Origin of the sequence: Mycobacterium sp. SVM_VP21, assembly GCA_024758765.1 — a bacterium.
GTDB classification, from domain to species: Bacteria; Actinomycetota; Actinomycetes; order Mycobacteriales; family Mycobacteriaceae; genus Mycobacterium; species Mycobacterium heraklionense_C.
This window is the reverse complement of the sequence record CP101406.1, coordinates 2015082-2031021: the sequence shown is the minus strand read 5'-3', so window position 1 is coordinate 2031021 and position 15940 is coordinate 2015082. Positions and strand designations below refer to the sequence as shown.

The 15940-nt window shown below is 65.5% G+C and carries 9 protein-coding genes and 3 pseudogenes; 4 read left to right on the top strand and 8 right to left on the bottom strand.

The features are described 5' to 3' along the window. The first annotated feature begins 6 nt into the window (after positions 1 to 6). The 3 genes from ctaD to NM962_09290 all read left to right on the top strand — a co-directional run bounded on the left by ctaD (position 7) and on the right by NM962_09290 (position 3457). On the top strand, positions 7 to 1704 hold the full coding sequence (ctaD, locus tag NM962_09300; GenBank protein UVO14173.1) for a cytochrome c oxidase subunit I: 1698 nt from the start codon (positions 7 to 9) through the stop codon (positions 1702 to 1704). Between the two features lie 323 nt (positions 1705 to 2027). Continuing rightward, the gene (locus NM962_09295; protein UVO14172.1) at positions 2028 to 2771 is read left to right on the top strand and encodes a peroxiredoxin; all 744 of its coding nucleotides are present in this window, start codon (positions 2028 to 2030) and stop codon (positions 2769 to 2771) included. A 5-nt stretch (positions 2772 to 2776) separates the two neighbouring features. Further along, positions 2777 to 3457 carry a PIG-L family deacetylase gene (locus NM962_09290; protein ID UVO14171.1) on the top strand — a complete coding sequence of 227 codons (681 nt, stop codon included), beginning with the start codon at positions 2777 to 2779 and terminating at the stop codon, positions 3455 to 3457. A gap of 119 nt (positions 3458 to 3576) precedes the next feature. Here NM962_09290 and NM962_09285 read toward each other — a convergent pair whose 3' ends face one another. The 7 genes and pseudogenes from NM962_09285 to NM962_09255 form a co-directional block, all read right to left on the bottom strand. After that, a complete protein-coding gene (locus tag NM962_09285; protein ID UVO14170.1) occupies positions 3577 to 4143 on the bottom strand; it encodes a hypothetical protein in 567 nt (188 codons plus the stop codon). Beyond that, positions 4140 to 6344 carry a hypothetical protein gene (locus NM962_09280; protein UVO14169.1) on the bottom strand — a complete coding sequence of 735 codons (2205 nt, stop codon included), beginning with the start codon at positions 6342 to 6344 and terminating at the stop codon, positions 4140 to 4142. The genes NM962_09285 and NM962_09280 overlap by 4 nt, the downstream gene beginning before the upstream one ends. Next, positions 6341 to 7765, bottom strand: coding sequence for a hypothetical protein (locus tag NM962_09275; protein ID UVO14168.1), 1425 nt, complete (start codon positions 7763 to 7765; stop codon positions 6341 to 6343). Before NM962_09275 ends, NM962_09280 begins: the two co-directional genes overlap by 4 nt. A 263-nt stretch (positions 7766 to 8028) precedes the next feature. Beyond that, the gene (locus NM962_09270; protein UVO14167.1) at positions 8029 to 9594 is read right to left on the bottom strand and encodes a tyrosine-type recombinase/integrase; all 1566 of its coding nucleotides are present in this window, start codon (positions 9592 to 9594) and stop codon (positions 8029 to 8031) included. Positions 9595 to 9670: 76 nt separating this feature from the next. Then, positions 9671 to 10624: pseudogene (locus NM962_09265) on the bottom strand (DNA polymerase domain-containing protein). 1 nt (position 10625) lies between these two features. Beyond that, positions 10626 to 11693: an ATP-dependent DNA ligase gene (locus NM962_09260; protein UVO14638.1), complete on the bottom strand. Its 1068-nt coding sequence runs from the start codon at positions 11691 to 11693 to the stop codon at positions 10626 to 10628. Between the two features lie 95 nt (positions 11694 to 11788). Next, on the bottom strand, positions 11789 to 13630 hold the full coding sequence (locus NM962_09255) for a fatty acyl-AMP ligase (GenBank protein UVO14166.1): 1842 nt from the start codon (positions 13628 to 13630) through the stop codon (positions 11789 to 11791). A gap of 138 nt (positions 13631 to 13768) precedes the next feature. Between NM962_09255 and NM962_09250 the strand changes: the two are divergent. After that, positions 13769 to 13948, top strand: a pseudogene (locus tag NM962_09250) (hypothetical protein). Positions 13949 to 13980: 32 nt separating this feature from the next. Here the strand turns inward: NM962_09250 and NM962_09245 are convergent. Further along, a pseudogene (locus tag NM962_09245) lies at positions 13981 to 14196 on the bottom strand (PE family protein). Between the last annotated feature and the right edge of the window lie 1744 nt (positions 14197 to 15940).

Genomic DNA, 15940 nt, shown 5'->3' with positions numbered 1-15940 from the left:
GATGCCATGACTGCTGAAGCACCGCCTGTTGCGTCGTTGCAAGCGCATCGGCCGTTTCCGGTCCGGCTGGGCCCGAAGGGCAGTCTCGTCTACAAGCTGGTGACGACAACCGATCACAAGCTGATCGGGATCATGTACGTCATCACCTGCTACGTGTTGTTTTTCGCGGGCGGTCTGATGGCGCTATTGATGCGCACCGAGTTGGCGGCGCCGGGCCTGCAGTTTTTGTCCAACGAGCAGTACAACCAGCTGTTCACCATGCACGGCACCATCATGTTGCTGTTGTACGCCACCCCGATCGTGTTTGGGTTCGCCAATCTGGTGCTGCCGTTGCAGATCGGCGCTCCGGATGTGGCCTTCCCGCGGCTGAATGCGTTTTCGTTCTGGTTGTTTGCGCTCGGTGCCATGATCGTGATCGCCGGTTTCATCACCCCCGGCGGGGCCGCGGACTTCGGCTGGACAGGGTATCCGCCACTGAGCAGCGCCATCCACAGTCCCGGCGCCGGTGGTGATCTGTGGATCATGGGTCTGGTTGTCTCTGGTCTAGGCACGATCTTGGGTGCGGTCAACATGATCACCACCGTGGTGTGCATGCGCGCCCCCGGCATGACGATGTTTCGGATGCCGATCTTTACCTGGAACATCTTGATCACGTCGATCATGGTGCTGTCGGCTTTTCCGATTCTGACAGCGGCACTGGTCGGGCTGGCCTACGACCGGCACCTCGGGGCCCACATCTACGACGCCTCCAACGGAGGCGTCATCCTCTACCAACACCTGTTCTGGTTCTTCGGCCACCCTGAGGTCTACATCGTCGCGCTGCCGTTCTTCGGCATCGTCACCGAGATCTTCCCGGTTTTCTCTCGTAAACCGCTATTCGGCTACACCACCATGGTCTATGCGACGATGGCCATCGCCGGGCTGTCAACGGCGGTGTGGGCGCATCACATGTTCGCCACCGGAGCGGTGCTGCTGCCGTTCTTCACCATCACCTCGTATTTGATCGCAGTGCCGACCGGCATCAAGTTCTTCAACTGGATCGGCACCATGTGGAAGGGCCAGCTGACGTTTGAGACGCCTATGCTGTTCTCGGTCGGCTTCGCGGTCACGTTCCTAGCCGGCGGCCTGACCGGGGTAATCCTGGCCAGCCCACCGCTGGACTTCCATGTCCACGACACCTATTTCCTGGTGGCCCACTTCCACTACACCCTATTCGGCACCATCGTGTTCGCCACCTTCGCCGGAGTATATTTCTGGTTTCCGAAGATGACCGGGCGGCTACTCGACGAGCAGGTGGGCAAGCTGCACTTCTGGCTGACCTTCATCGGGTTTCACACCACGTTTTTGGTGCAGCACTGGCTGGGCAACGCCGGCATGCCGCGCCGCTACGCCGACTACCTGCCCACCGACGGCTTCCAGGGCCTCAACATCGTCTCCACCATCGGATCGTTCATCCTCGGCGTGTCGATGATCGTGTTCATCTGGAACGTCTTCAAAAGCTGGCGGTACGGCGAGGTGGTTACCGTCGATGACCCGTGGGGATACGGCAACTCGCTGGAGTGGACCACCAGTTGCCCGCCGCCGCGCCACAACTTCACCGAGCTGCCCCGGATCCGATCGGAGCGCCCCGCCTTTGAACTGCACTACCCGCACATGATCGAACGACTACGCACCGAAGTCCATATCGGCCGCCACGGCCAGTAGCGGGCGTCAAACCGGTCCGGTACGCAGCGAAGCCGGTCGCAACCGACCCCGCCGCTGACGTGTCAGCTGTCGGCCGCCTCGGATTCACTTAACGAAACACGACAACCGTCCTCGCAGACACCGCCGAGTGAAGCAATCGGAGGCGAGCGATAACCCCAGCGACCGTGGAACCGGTGAGACACCGGCCGTCTTAGGCGCCCGGATGGCTGGCCCGACAGTGACAAACTTCCCCGGAATATACCCCTACGGGTATCCGTTGATGAAGTGAGAACCACTCTACGAATAAGGATGAGAACCACTCTACGAATAAGGATGAGGTTGTGATGAGCACTCCCACCGAGGCGCCCGCCGCAAGAGCCATGCCCCGCATTGGCGACCCAGCGCCCACGTTTACGGCTGTCACCACGCAGGGGGAGATCAACTTTCCCGCCGACTACGCCGGCAAATGGGTCATCTTTTTCTCCCACCCAGCCGACTTCACCCCGGTCTGCACCACCGAGTTCATGACCTTCGCCTCGATGCAGCAGCAATTCAAGGCCTACAACACCGAACTGCTTGGACTCTCGGTCGACGGGCTCTACAGCCACATCGCCTGGCTGCGGGCGATCAAAGACAAAATCACGTTCCGCGGCCTTAGAGCCGTCGACGTCGCCTTTCCGCTGATCGACGATGTCGGCATGGCTGTCGCCGACAAATACGGGATGATCATGCCCGGTAAGGATTCCACCAAGGCGGTGCGCGCGGTCTTCGTCATCGACCCGACGGGCACCATCCGCGCGATCATCTACTATCCGCTAAGCCTCGGCCGCAACTTCGATGAGTTGCTGCGTGTCGTCAAGGCGCTACAGACCACCGACCATTTCGGCGTCGCCACGCCGGCGGACTGGCAACCCGGCGAGCCCGTCATCCTGCCCACGCCCGGCTCCTCCAACGATGCGCAGGAGCGCATGGACGAATCCGCAGACGGCGTCGAGTGTCAAGACTGGTTCTTTTGCACCAAAGAGCTTTCTGCTGACGAGGTCGAATCCGCCATCCACGGCGCATCGTCCACGGCGCATAAAGAGTGATCGCGATGACCAACAGGGAGTTGCCCGAATGGCGATCCGTTCTGGTCGTAGTCGCCCACCCCGACGACGAGTCGTTCGGCTTGGGCGCGATCCTATCGGCGTTCGCCGACCAAGGGGCGAAGCTGGCTGTGCTGTGCCTGACCCGCGGCGAGGCGTCAACATTGCACGGGGTTACTGGTGACCTGCGTGACATACGGGCCGGCGAGCTGGCTGCTGCCGCCGAGGTACTCGGGGTGTCGGCCGTGCAGCTGCTGGATTACCCGGACGGGCACCTCGCCGACACGCTCCCCGAGGAGCTGACGATGCCGATTATCGATTTCGCGGAACGATTCGGCGCACAGGGGCTGCTGGTGTTCGACCCGAGCGGTATCACCGGGCACCCCGACCACCGGCAAGCAACCGCTGCGGCGCGGGCCGCCGCAGCCGAGGTTGGCCTGCCGGTGCTGGGCTGGACGCTGCCCACCACAGTTGCCGACGCCCTCAACGGCGAATATCACACGTCGTTCGTCGGGCATGGCATCACCGACATCGACTTGATTGTGCCGGTTAACCGGCGTCAGCAATACCAGGCGGTGCGCCGCCACCTGAGCCAAGCGCTGCCAACCAGTGTGCTGTGGCGGCGCCTGGAACTACTGGGCCCGTTCGAACACCTACGCTGGCTCCCGGGCACGCTCGCAGCGGCATAAAGATTGCCGCCTACCAGCGCAGGCCGTCCGTGGCATTGGCGACCACACGGGTTGAGTTTAGGCACAAACCCTCGTCATCGGTGTCAGTCCCGCGTTGCTTGTGAGGCTCGACCCATAAGCTAAGACGGACTGGACTCATTCAGTGGGAGAACATCGACAGAATGTCTGGCCATTCGATCGAGCTTGCCTTGGAGTCTGGCCCGATCTCGAATACTGACCTGAAGCTGCTCGGACAGGGCCTGGACGACGGCTTCAAGCTCCGTGCGCTTTTCACGAGCTGATTTGTAGCGCCGTTCAGCATCGAGGGCACGTTCGGTCATCGCCTGGAGCTTCTTGTGCCATTCATGTTCTTGCGGCGTCACGATCTGGTTCTGCTTCGCTACTGCCCGGTCCATCCAGTCACCGAGATCGCTGAGTGCGCCCCGCACGAGTCGGGTGCGTCCCACCCCCGCTTCGTTGGCCAAAGCGACGATGCTGCGCTTGCTCCGGTTTATGGGCTTCGGGGCCGGATCACCGGTTAGCAGGCTGCGCATCGCGACGAGGACGGCCTTGCGGGTGGGGTTACGTTCTGCTTTGATCTCGTCGTCGGTGGGAGGCCAGTTCCGTTCCGCGATGGGGATCTCAGAGCCGGATGTCATGCCAGGTACCCCTGCTTTGTGAAGCGGGGCGATTGCATCAGCGTTCATTCGTCTCGGACATCAGTTTCCGACTCTCCCGTGCTGGCCGTGCTTGTCATAGCCTGTTCGGCGGTCATGATGTCCAGTAGGGGCAACGCTGTGGTTTCGTGGTCGGCGATGTGCTCTTCGAGGTGCGTGATCCGCTTGTTGATCCGCGCGGCCAGGATCGGGTTCGCGTTCTTTACTCGCGCTCGGAGTTGGGTGGCTTCTTCTTTGTCTTGGGCGATCGTCGCGTCGGTGTAAACACGGTTGCCGCAGTAGACCTTGCAGTCGTTTCGGTTCGGTTCACCGTCGTTTTCTCGCGAGCAGGCCATCGTTTCCGGCTTCAGAGGATTGGCCAGGCAAAGACAGCCATGGCCTGGATTCTCCCGGACGATCAGATCGGGGTCGCTACGAAGTCGGCGTTCGTCCTTCCTTGACAGGTCGGCATAGGTGCCGGGAAACCGTTTGGCGCCGAACCGGTTGAGAGCCTTTCCGAGCTGTTTGGCCGCTGGGCCGGACGCTTTCATTCCGGTTTTCGCGGCGTTCGCATGGTCTTGCAGTGTGGTGTAGAGAGCACGTGTGCGTTCTTCGTCCATTGTCGCGGCGATGCCGGAGGTAATCGTGGAGGCGTACCCATCGGTGGTGGTCGACTGCATGTGGCCGAATTGGACGCCCGCGGCGGCAAGACCGTCTGGTTGATTGACGATGTGCCAGGCGACGCTGCGACGAAAGCGGTCGAGCGTGACGTTTCTCGCCGGTTCGGGGTCGATGTGATGGGTCTGATCGATGCCGAGTTCGGTACTCAAACCGTTCGCGAACTCGATGAGTTCCTTGATCCATCGAGTCATCGTCGTGGTCAATACTGGTTGATCGTGCGACTTTGGGTAAGTCATCAGCCCAGCGGAGCCGGTGATTTCGGCGAGGCGTTCGAGCGCCGTGATCGCGTCGGCGCCGGGCTTGATGGTGGCCCACACCCACTGCTTGCCGCCGCGGTCCTGTTGGTCGTTGTCGTCACGGACAGCCTTGAAGATGCGCCCGTCGATCCGGTAGGAGTAGGCACCGTCCGGGCGTGGAATTGTCCGCAGCGCGCCGCGCTTCAGCTTCGCGCACTCTTCGCCACGCATTCCTGTGCACGTGCAAATCAGGATCGCCGCCGCCGCCTGGAGGACGCGCTGCAATTTCCCGATATCTCGGTAGTCGATCAGCTGAAGCCAGGGCTGCCCCTCGATGACGCCCGCGACCGGCACCGGAATCGGCTGCGGCAGAGCCGGGTTCACTGAGAACGTGCCGCCACGTTGCCGGCGCCAACTGCTGAAGTCGCGAACATGGATCTCTCCTCCGTGGAGGGCGATGAGGTATTGCGCAGCGATATGCCCCGTGATCTCGCCTTGAGGCAGGATCCCACCGCGGGAGGCCACAATCTGTTCGACCGCGTCGAAGCCCGCGCGTGAACTTTCTTTAGGTTGGGGGCAGCTCGAAACCGCGTTCCGCCACTTCACGGCGGCGACGATGTCAGGGGTGCATTTGAGTATCTGCTGAGACCACCACAGCAGCGGCGCGAATGCGTCCGGGTGAATGATCTCTTTGCTGTTGTCAGCGGCACGCGCACGGCGGCCCCCTCCGAGGTATTCGCCAGACCAAGACGGTTCAACCATGCGGTTGGCTTCTGGGAGATCGTCGGCCAGGTGCGCAATCACCGCTGTATACCCCAAGTGCTGCGCCTTCGCAGACTGGCTGGATCGCGTTTCGTCAGCGAGGAGTGCCGTTGCATACGTGTCGAGCAAGTCGGTACTCACGTCGCAGAGTTGGGTGATCCCATGCTGTCCGAGGAAATGAGCAAAGCGGCGCAGCGCCGCGAACCGTTGGTACACCGATGCTGCCGATGGCCACCTCCGACCGTTGCTTCCCGCAAGGTAGGCCACCGGGGCCGGCCTGTTAATGATCAGCCATACGACGCGCTTGAATGGTGTGATCAGATGCGGCGGGACCGAATACTGCTGCTCTTTGAGCCCGGGGATCCAGTGCAGGTTCTGGACGGTGCCGCGGGTGACCCCCATGGGACGAAGCGACCATGTGTCATCGGCGAATACGCTTCCTGGAAGATCGGGGTGCTTCACTCGCAGCGGATGCACGATGACCGGGCCGGCCTCGACGGCGGCCCAGTCGACGGCGGCTCTAATGTCGTTGCTGCCGGCAAGATCACGGGCGTTCGTAGTGCCTCGGCTCACGTGTATCGCCCGTTGAGTAGCAGATGAATTTCGGTTCGATCTTCGTCGGTGATGGTTTGTTCGGCGACAGCGTATTCGTCGGCGCTAATGAGTGTGCGGTCGTCGATGAGGGCGAGCAGGCACCCGTAGGCCATGGCTCGAAAGTCTGTCCAGTCCGGCCCGTCGGTGGATGCGATGGCTTCCAACTGGTGCCGAAGTTCGATGAGCCGGGGAAGGTGGCGCGAGGTGGCGAAGGCATTAGTGCATTGCAGGCACAGCAGGAAGTCGTCACCGCATGGCTTGCCAGTTAGGGGGTGGTGCTCCCAGTCGATGCAGCCGCCAATAGTCGTATCGGTGTCGGCCATCGCCATGCCGCGCTCAAACCGCATTTTGAGGTGGCGCTCGGCGTTCTTGATCACCGCCCACAGTCCCGTTTCGACCGCTTCAGTCATAAGGCGCTCACGTTCGACTTCCGACGCTTCGATGTAGCTTGTGGACCACGTTGCGCGCGAATGGCCCTGGGGCGTCCGGTCAACGAGTACTCGGACCGTCTTGCGGATGCGGGTGAACGAGATCGGCTCGTCCTGGTTCGGCCACCATTTGAGCCTGCTCAGCTTGAGGTGACTGGGGGTCAGGCCGACCGAAGGAGACGAGTCCAGAGCCTTCATCACAGGCCAGTAGACGATGAGGCGATCAGCTCCGGGCAGGTCGTTCGCCGCCAAGTAGTCACGTCCCGGTTGCGTCATCTGGATGATTTTTGTCATCGCCCGGCGCGCGTTCTTCGGTATCGCATGGAAGTCGTATGGGTGATCGTGTCGCCGCCGCTTTTCATCTTCGACACTCCAAATATCTTCACTGACACCGAGCCCCGGAGCGGCCGATGGAACCTTCCGTTCGTTGATCGGGGTGAAGTTCGCTCCTTCCAGGCAGGCGATGAGCACAGCGATAGCGACTGCCCCCTCCTGGCTGACGAACAGCATCGGTCGTGCCGCGTTGACCCCCGAATATCTGTAGTCGGAGACCGTGATTCCCAGCGCATCGCGAGTCGCATCCGATAGCGGAGCACCGGCCGTGGCGACTTCATGAAGCGCGTCGACGCGAGCCCTCTGCTCAGGTGGGAGTTTCGTACTGTCACGCCGCCGCAGCATGAGGAGATTTGGATAGATGCGCTGGTACTCGGCATTGACGGCGACTGTTGCTGCCTTGAGGATCGCGTCGTACACAACCTTTGGATAGGGCTGACTTTCGGCGGCGTCCCTCTTCGGGAGCCGTCGATTGAGGTGTTTCGGCAGGTCGGGGTGAAGTCGACGTGGATACCGACGAAGCACCTGCCGCACCGTGACCAATTGCCTGTGCTGGGTATTGCTCTTGGTTCCCTTCGCCGCCAAGTGCAGCAGGTAGTCGTTCCACCGGTCCGGGCTCAACTGGTCCAGGTCGCGCACATCGTGTTCGCCGCACCACCTCGCAAAATATTTCGTCCTGTCCCGATTTTGCCGTGCCGATTGGGCACTCTTCCAAACTCCGTTCACTCCCGTAAGGGCCTCGACGGCATCGGCGAATTGAACCCGGAGACGCGCATCACACGGCCACTCCCGAAGATCAATGACAGTAGGCGCATACGCCCCTGGAAGGGAGGCGACCACCACTTGCGGATCCTCGCGGCGCGTGACAACGCCGTCAGCTGACTCTCGGCGCGAACTTGCCGTCATGCGCCGGACCCGGTTAAATCGCGAATCTCAACAAGGTCGCGCGCCAGGGCTGACACCAGATCGCTCGTGGTGGCCATCTGGGCATTCGGGAGGCCGAACAGCCGGTCGAAACGCAGCCGTTGCACCCGCGGCATATAGGTATTCCGCGTCGTCTCCACCGACCTGTGACCCAAAACGTCCTTCACCGTGCGGAAGACCTCGTCGTAGCGAGACCCATCCCCGTAGGCGATGCTCTCGTCCCACCCGTGCGCGGCGTCGAGCCGCTGATGCAGTTGAACTGCCAGCGCCAGCGCGAAACTGAAACGAAGGCAATGCGGCGTCACGGTCAACTCGTCACTGGCCGCCCCGCCGGTGGCTTCAACTGCTGACCAAAGCCGCTCGTTGGCCGCATCGAAAACCCCGATCCACGACTCGTGATGAAACGGGGTTCCACCTTCGCTGAGCCACAACGCCATCGGTTCCGGGCGACCGTCGCGGAGCCAGAACAGGCGGCGGCGCAGAGCTGGCTTCAGAGTGTTCAGCGACATCACAGCGCCGTCGTCTCGGACGGCTTCGAACGTTCCCTTGCGAGAGCGCCGGACCTCCGTTACCCAGATGATGTCCTCGATCGCGTCGTAGCGGCCCTCCCGTATTGCCCGGCGGACGGCTGCGGCCCGGGCGACAGTCATGTAGCTGCGCAATGTCTGCATTACAGTGGGCGCCGCGTACCACATCCGCGCCTTGCTGTACTTGGCGATCGCTGCCGGCAACTTCGCCTCAATCGCGTCCGCTGATGGCAGTTCCGCCAGCAGCAGCGCGCCTGCTTCCTGCACGCGCAGACCGGTTGAATAGACGAAGTCGGTGAATGCCGTGTTGCGCAGTGAATTGCGGGCGCGACACGACTCGTCGTCGCCAGCCGCTCGCCACTGGCTCGCACCGATCCGTTCAACACCGCGGCCACGTAAGCCAACGTCACGCCACAGCCGGTAGGTGCCGGGGACGATCCACCGGTCCCTGTCCTTGCGCACGAACGCTGCGTTGGCCCTTACCCCGGGCACCCTTGTGGCACCGTGCCCGCCGGGCACTGGACTCGCCTCAATCACAGGGCCATTCGGTGTGATCAGTACCTTGCGGCTCACGGCCCAGTCGTACAAACCCCTGAGCGCGAAGACCGCCTTGTTCCACGTTGCGCCCGTCACCGAATCAGCGAACTGCAGGTGATCAGTTCGGCGGATCTTGTAGTCGATGAAGTCGTCTTCCGTTGCTTCCAGCCAGGTCAGCGGATCGTCCTGACCTCCAAGAAAGCCGCACCACTTTGCGATCTCGAGTGCGTACGTTTTTCGGGACGACAAGTCCAAGGAGGTGAACTTCGGGCACGAAGTGAAATAGAGCACCAGCCACTCATCGAGTTCGCCGTTACTCGACAGCAGGATCGGCGTACCCGTCACGAGCCCCGGTGGATGATCACGTCCGTCCACCGCGCTGCAGTCATCCAGCACATCCGAATACCCGGACGGCCAGGTACCCGCGTTACTGGTTGTCAGCACTGTCCACGTCTTTGCTGGAGCGGCGGCGGACAGCATGACTGCACCGTAAACCGGATCAAAAGTCCATCGGGCGCGACACGCCCGCACATACCTACTTCCTACGGAACACCGACGGGTAGGGCATGTCCCCCAGTCCGCGGGCTTCGTCGGCAGCCACCATGTCGAACAACGGCTCGAGGGACTGCTCGAGGTCGTCGATGGTGCTCCACGGGTCACCGCGCCGCGCGATCAGGTCGGGCACCGTGCCGATGGTGTAGTCGTCCGGATCGGCGCCGTCGGCCAACTCGTCCCACGTCAACGGCGTGGACACGGTGGCGATCGGCGTGGCCCGCACCGAATAGGCCGATGCCATGGTGCGGTCGCGGGCATTCTGGTTGAAGTCCAGAAAGACCCTCGTACCACGCTTTTCTTTCCACCATTCAGCGGTGACCGCGTCCGGTGCGCGCCGCTCGATCTCGCGGGCCAGCGCGATACCGGCCCGGCGGACCTCGATGAAATCCCAGTCGGTCTTAATCCGCAGGTAGACGTGCAGGCCGCGGCCGCCGGAGGTCTTGACATAGCCGACCAGCCCGAGCTCGTCGAGCAGCGGCCGCACCACCTCAAGCGCGACCGCACGTGCCTCGGCAAAGCCGGTGCCGGGCTGCGGGTCCAGGTCGATGCGCAGCTCGTCGGGGTGGTCCGTGTCGGGGCAGCGTACCGGCCAGGGATGGAAGGTCACGGTGCTCATCTGCACGGCCCACAGGATGTCGGCGGGCCGGGTGACCTTGAGGACGTCGGCGGTACGGCCGGACGGGAAGGTCACTTGGCAGGACTGCAGGCTGTCCGGATGCCCCCGCGGCAGCCGCTTCTGGTAGACCTCGTCGCCTTGAATCCCGTCGGGAAACCGCTGCAGGTGGCTGGGCCGGTCGGCCAGGGCGTGCAGCAGCGGCCCGCCCGCCACCGCCAGGTAGTAATCGGCCAGTGCCCGCTTGGTGCCGTCGTCACCCAACCGAGGGAAGTACACCTTGTCGCCGCTGGTGAAACGGACGGCGGTGCCACTGACGTCCAATTCTTCGGGGCCGGCCATCTCAGGTCTCCAGTACGTCGGCGAGGTCGTAGTTCAGCGGCACCTCGAGCTGATCGAAGGTGCAGCTAGCCGGGTCCCGCTCGGGGCGCCACCGCAGCAGCTTCACGGTGTGCCGAAAGCGTCCCCCGCAAGCGGGCGGTACCCCCACCCCTTCCATCTGGTCGTAGGCGACCTCGGCGACACGCTCGGGCCGGATCGGGACCCACTGCTTGTCTTTCCCTTTCGAGGCAGAGTTCCATCGGCTCGGTTCGCCGTCGCGGACGTCACCGATGCGCAGCGGCTCCAGCTCGGCTTGGAGCTTGAGCCGATCGGCGTCGGTGAACGCCGACGAGCCGCCCACCATCGCCAGCTCGCCGTCGGGGCGATACAGCCCCAAGAGCAGCGAACCGATGCCGACGCCGCTCTTATGGATGCGGTAACCCATCACCACGCAGTCAGCGTCCCGGTGGTGTTTGACCTTCACCATCTCGCGCTTGCCGGGCAGATACGGCCCGTCATTCCGCTTGGCAACCACCCCGTCCAGCCCAGCACCTTCGAACGTGGTGAGCCAGCGGGTGGCCTGTTCGGGGTCGGCGGTGGCCCGGGTGATGTGACAGCTGGCGCCGCCGGTGATCAGATCGGCCAGCGCATCGCGCCGCACCCGAAACGGCTCGTCGAGCAGCGAGGCCGAACCGGTGGCCAATGCGTCGAAGGCGATGAACTGCGCGGGCGTCTGTTCGGCCAGCAACCGCACCCGACTGTCCGCGGGGTGAATCCGCTGGCTCAGCGAGTCCCAGTCCAGCCGGGTCCGCCCGCCGATCTGGCGCGGCACCACCACTTCACCGTCGAGCACACAACGCGGGGCGGTCTCGGCGCGCAGCGCGGTCAGCAATTCCGGGAAATAACGGCTCAGCGGTTTGCCGTTGCGCGACTGCAGCAGCACGTCGTCGCCGTCACGAAACACAATGGCACGGAAGCCATCCCATTTGGGTTCGTAGGACCAGCAGCCCGCGTCCTGGGGAACCTTGACGGCCGCCTTGGCCAGCATCGGATCGACCGGCGGCACCACAGGCAGGTCCATGGTCTCCATGATGGAGGCTGCGGCCCCATCTGTCACAGCAGCCACGACGAGCAAGGGATGTGTTTGTTGCCCGCCTTCGCGCGACAGCGGGGTTCGCTGTGCGGCTATACCCCGGTTTCGGGGGGCTCCCAATACCGGCGTACCAACATCCCGCCGATGGCCCGGGCCAGGCCAGCCTTCACCTGTTGCATGTCGACGCCCCGGCTACCCGGTGGATCCGCTCGCCATTCGGCGACCGCCGTCAGCTCGCGAGCGAGGAGCTTCTCCCGGCAGGCGTTGCGCTGAATCTTGCCGCTGGTCGTGGTGGGAATGCTCATCGGCTTGACCAGCAGCACGGTGTGCGCCTGGATCTTGTGGTGGGTGTCGATCGCAGCCCGGATCTTCTCGATGACCTCGCCGAGCTCGACCGTGTGATGGCGGTGCACTTCCTGCACCACCGTCAATTGCTCGACGGCGTTCCATCTCGGTTCGACCGCGAACACCGCGCCGCGGCCCGCCAACAGCACCGGATCGCAGGCCTGCACAGTCATTTCGATGTCGTTGGGGTAGTAGTGGGTGCCGTCGATGGTGATGAGGTCCTGGCACCGGCCGACGATGAACAGTTCGCCATCATGCAGGAATCCCCGATCCCCGGTCCTCAGGAACGGGCCCTGCCCGGTGTCGGCCAAAAACGCCGAGAAGGTCCGCGCGGTGTCCGCCGGCTTGCGCCAGTAACCCTGCGCGACGCTGGGACCGGCCACCCAGATCTCGCCCACTTCGTCGTCCGAGCAGCGCCGACGGGTGTCCGGGTCGACGACGACGACCTCCTGGCCTCCGCCGGGTCGACCACAGCCCACTACCGGCGCGGCCTCGGGGTTCTCGGCTACGGCGTCGACCGCGCGGTCCTCGCCCAGCGCACGACGGTCGATGTGTCGAATCACCGGCATAGGCGAAGCCGATCCGCCGGTGACCGCCAGGGTGGCCTCGGCCAGCCCGTAGGCCGGCAGGAACGCCTCCGGGGCGAACCCCGCCGGTGCGAAGGTCTCGGCGAAGCTGTCCAGGGTGGCCGCATCCACCGGGTCACCACCGTTGACCGCGACCTTCCAGTGCGACAGATCCAGGCCGGCGCGCTCGGCCTCACTGGTGCGTTTGACGCAGAGGTGATAGCCCAGGTTGGGGGCCGCGCTGATCTCGGCGCGATACTTCGACATGGCCTGCATCCACCGGATCGGGCGCATGAAGAAGGAACTGCGGGACAGCAGCACCATGGTGCCGCCGATGTAGAGCGGGGCCAGCACACCGCCGACGAAGCCGAGGTCGTGAAAGTTCGGCAGCCAGGACACCCCGATGGTCGGGTCGTCGATCGGTGAGCCGTCGAAGCCGAGTCGCCACGCCGCGCACATGCCCGCCAGGTTGTGCAGGTAGTTGCTGTGGTTGAGCACCACACCCTTGGGGGACCCGGTGGAACCGGAGGTGTACTGCAGCACGGCGGGGATGTGGGAGTCGATGGGCGGCAGTATCCAGCTGTCGGGGTCCGCCTCCGGCTCGTCGAGGGTCGCCCAGTGCAGCGGTCCCTGCGACAGGGTTTCCACCTTGGCCCGCAACTTCGCCTGCCGGTCGGCCGTGGACAGCGCGAACTGGGCCCGAGCGTCGGGAATGACGGCCGCTGCCCGCTTCGTCGGCCACTGCTCGTCGACCGGAACCGCCACCGCTCCCGCGTAGAAGCAGCCGAAGAAGCCCGCGACGCTGTCTAGACCCGGATGGCTGAACAGCAGCACCCGCTGGCCTGCAGCGCCGTGGCGTTGCAGGCCAGCCGCGATCGCCCGCGCCCTGGTGTCCAGTTCCCGGTAGGTGAGCCGACCCTGCTCGGCGTCCCCTTCGGGGCAGTACCGAAACGCAACCTGATCGGCCCGGCGGTCGGCCTGCTGCAGCAGCAGGTCCAGCAGGGTGTCCGGGGTGGGCGTCATTCGTCGACTGTAGAACCCGCTGACGGTGGCTAGCCCTGGTGGCCGCTGCTGCCGCTACCGCCCGCGGACCCGTCGTTGCCGTTCGTGGTGTTGTTGCCGTTGTTGCCGTTAGGGGCAAACGTTCCGTCGGCCTGCTGTCCGCCGGCGCCACCGGCACCGCCCTGCGCGCCGGTTCCGCCGGTACCCGCCCCACCACCAGTGCCGCCGGCACCCACGTTGCGGTCGCCGTAGCTAGTGCTGCGCGTGGCGTCGCCACCATCACCGCCGTTACCGCCGGAACCTCCGTTGCCGGCTTGGCCGCCGTCACCACCGAAACCGCCGCGCCCGGCTTGACCGGCCACCCCCTGGCCGCCAGCCGCTCCCGCGGCACCACCCGCACCACCGGCACCGCCGTTACCGGCATCGCCGCCATCACCACCGACGCCACCGGTACCACCCTTGCCTCCGGTCGCCGAGGTGGCGGCGATGGGCGCTTGCATGTGCGCCTCGCCGCCGTGGCCGCCGGTGCCGCCATTGCCGCCGTTAGTGCCGTCGCCACCGTTACCCCCGGCGCCACCGACGCCGCCGTCACCGCCGACGCCGGAGACCGAGCCGGCAGCACCACCGGCACCACCGGCACCACCGGCACCGCCGGTGACCCCGCTGATGCCATCGCCACCGTTGCCGCCGGTGCCGCCAGCACCGCCGACCGCGGAGCTGGAGCTACCACCGACGTAGGCATAGCCGCCAGTGCCGCCATTGCCGCCGTTGGCGCTCACCCCGCCGGTACCACCGGACCCGCCCTTACCACCGGTCGCCGTCTGCCCCAGCCAGGCCCCGGTGCTGGCTTCACCACCGGTGCCGCCGGTGCCACCGTTCTGCAGGTGCCCGCCGTTATTGGCGTTATTGCCGGCCGTGCCGACTCCGCCGGTGCCGGCCGTACACGAGGAAGTGCTACCGCCGCCACCACAGTCACTGCCGCTGCCGCCGCTGCTCGCGTTCGGGCTGCTCCCGCCCGAGGTCGGGGTGGCCGGGTTGGTGCCGACCGCACCGGCACCGCCGGACCCGCCGTTTCCACCGTTGCCCTGGCTGCCGGCCGCACCGCCGAGACCGCCGTTGCCGCCGGCCTGGCCGACGTTGCCGGTTACGCCGTCGCCCTTGCCACCGGCGCCGCCGTTACCGCCATTGCCGCCCGTTGCGGCAGCGCCCTGAGCGCCGTCGGTGCCGTTGGACCCACCGGCGCCACCGGCGCCACCGATACCACCGGTTCCAGCGGTACCGCGCTCGCCACCGGCACCGCCGTTACCACCATTGCTGGCGATCGCGGTGCCGCCACCGCCGGTGCCGTTACCGCCCCAGCCACCGTTACCGGCATTGCCGGCTGCTCCGCCCGCACCGCCGGCGCCGCCGTCGCCGTTGTGCGCGGCGCCGCCGTTGCCGCCGATGCCGCCCACACCGCCGCTGCCGGCGTTGCCGCCCTTGCCACCGTTGACGCTCACGCTGCTGGCGTCGGCACCCTTGCCACCGTCGCCACCATTGCCACCGGCGCCGCCCTTACCGCCCGCACCGCCGTCACCGGAGATGGTGCCGCCAGCGCCGCCGATACCGCCATTGCCGCCTAGGCCACCGTTGGTGCCGTTGGTGCCGTTGCCGTTGCCGTCGACCACGCCGGTGTTACCGGTGGCGCCGGCACCACCATTGCCGCCGGCCCCGCCAGTGCCGACATCGCCGGCCTTTCCACCATCACCGCCGCGGCCGCCGGTCTGCGCGATCCCGCCGCCCAGCACCTGGCCGGTACCGCCGTTGCCGCCGGCGCCACCGTCCGCACTGCCTGCTGCACCGAGCGCACCGGTCGCCGCCTGACTGGTGTGTCCGGCATTCCAGCCCCCGGCCCCACCGGTGCCCGCCTGGCCCACCGCACCGGCGCTGCCGCCGTTGCCGCCGTAGCCGGCCACGGCGTTGGCGCCGCCACCGGCACCGTTGCCGCCGCGGCCACCGTCACCGCCGTCACCGGCCGCGCCGCCAGCACCGCCGACACCGCCGGCACCGCCGACCCCGACGTTGCCGATGCCTACCGCCGCGCCGCCCAGACCGCCGGTGCCACCGACACCGCCCTGCCCGCCGGTGCCGCCGTGACCGGTGGCGTCACCACCGTTACCACCGTTGCCGCCGCTGCCTGCCGTGGCATCGATGCCGGCAGTCCCGTCCTTGCCTGAGCCGCCGGCGCCACCGGCGCCGCCGCCGCCGCCCTGGCCACCGGCACCGCCGTTACCCGAGACACTCCCGCCCAGGCCACCGACGCCGCCATTGCCGCCGGCCCCGCCGACACCA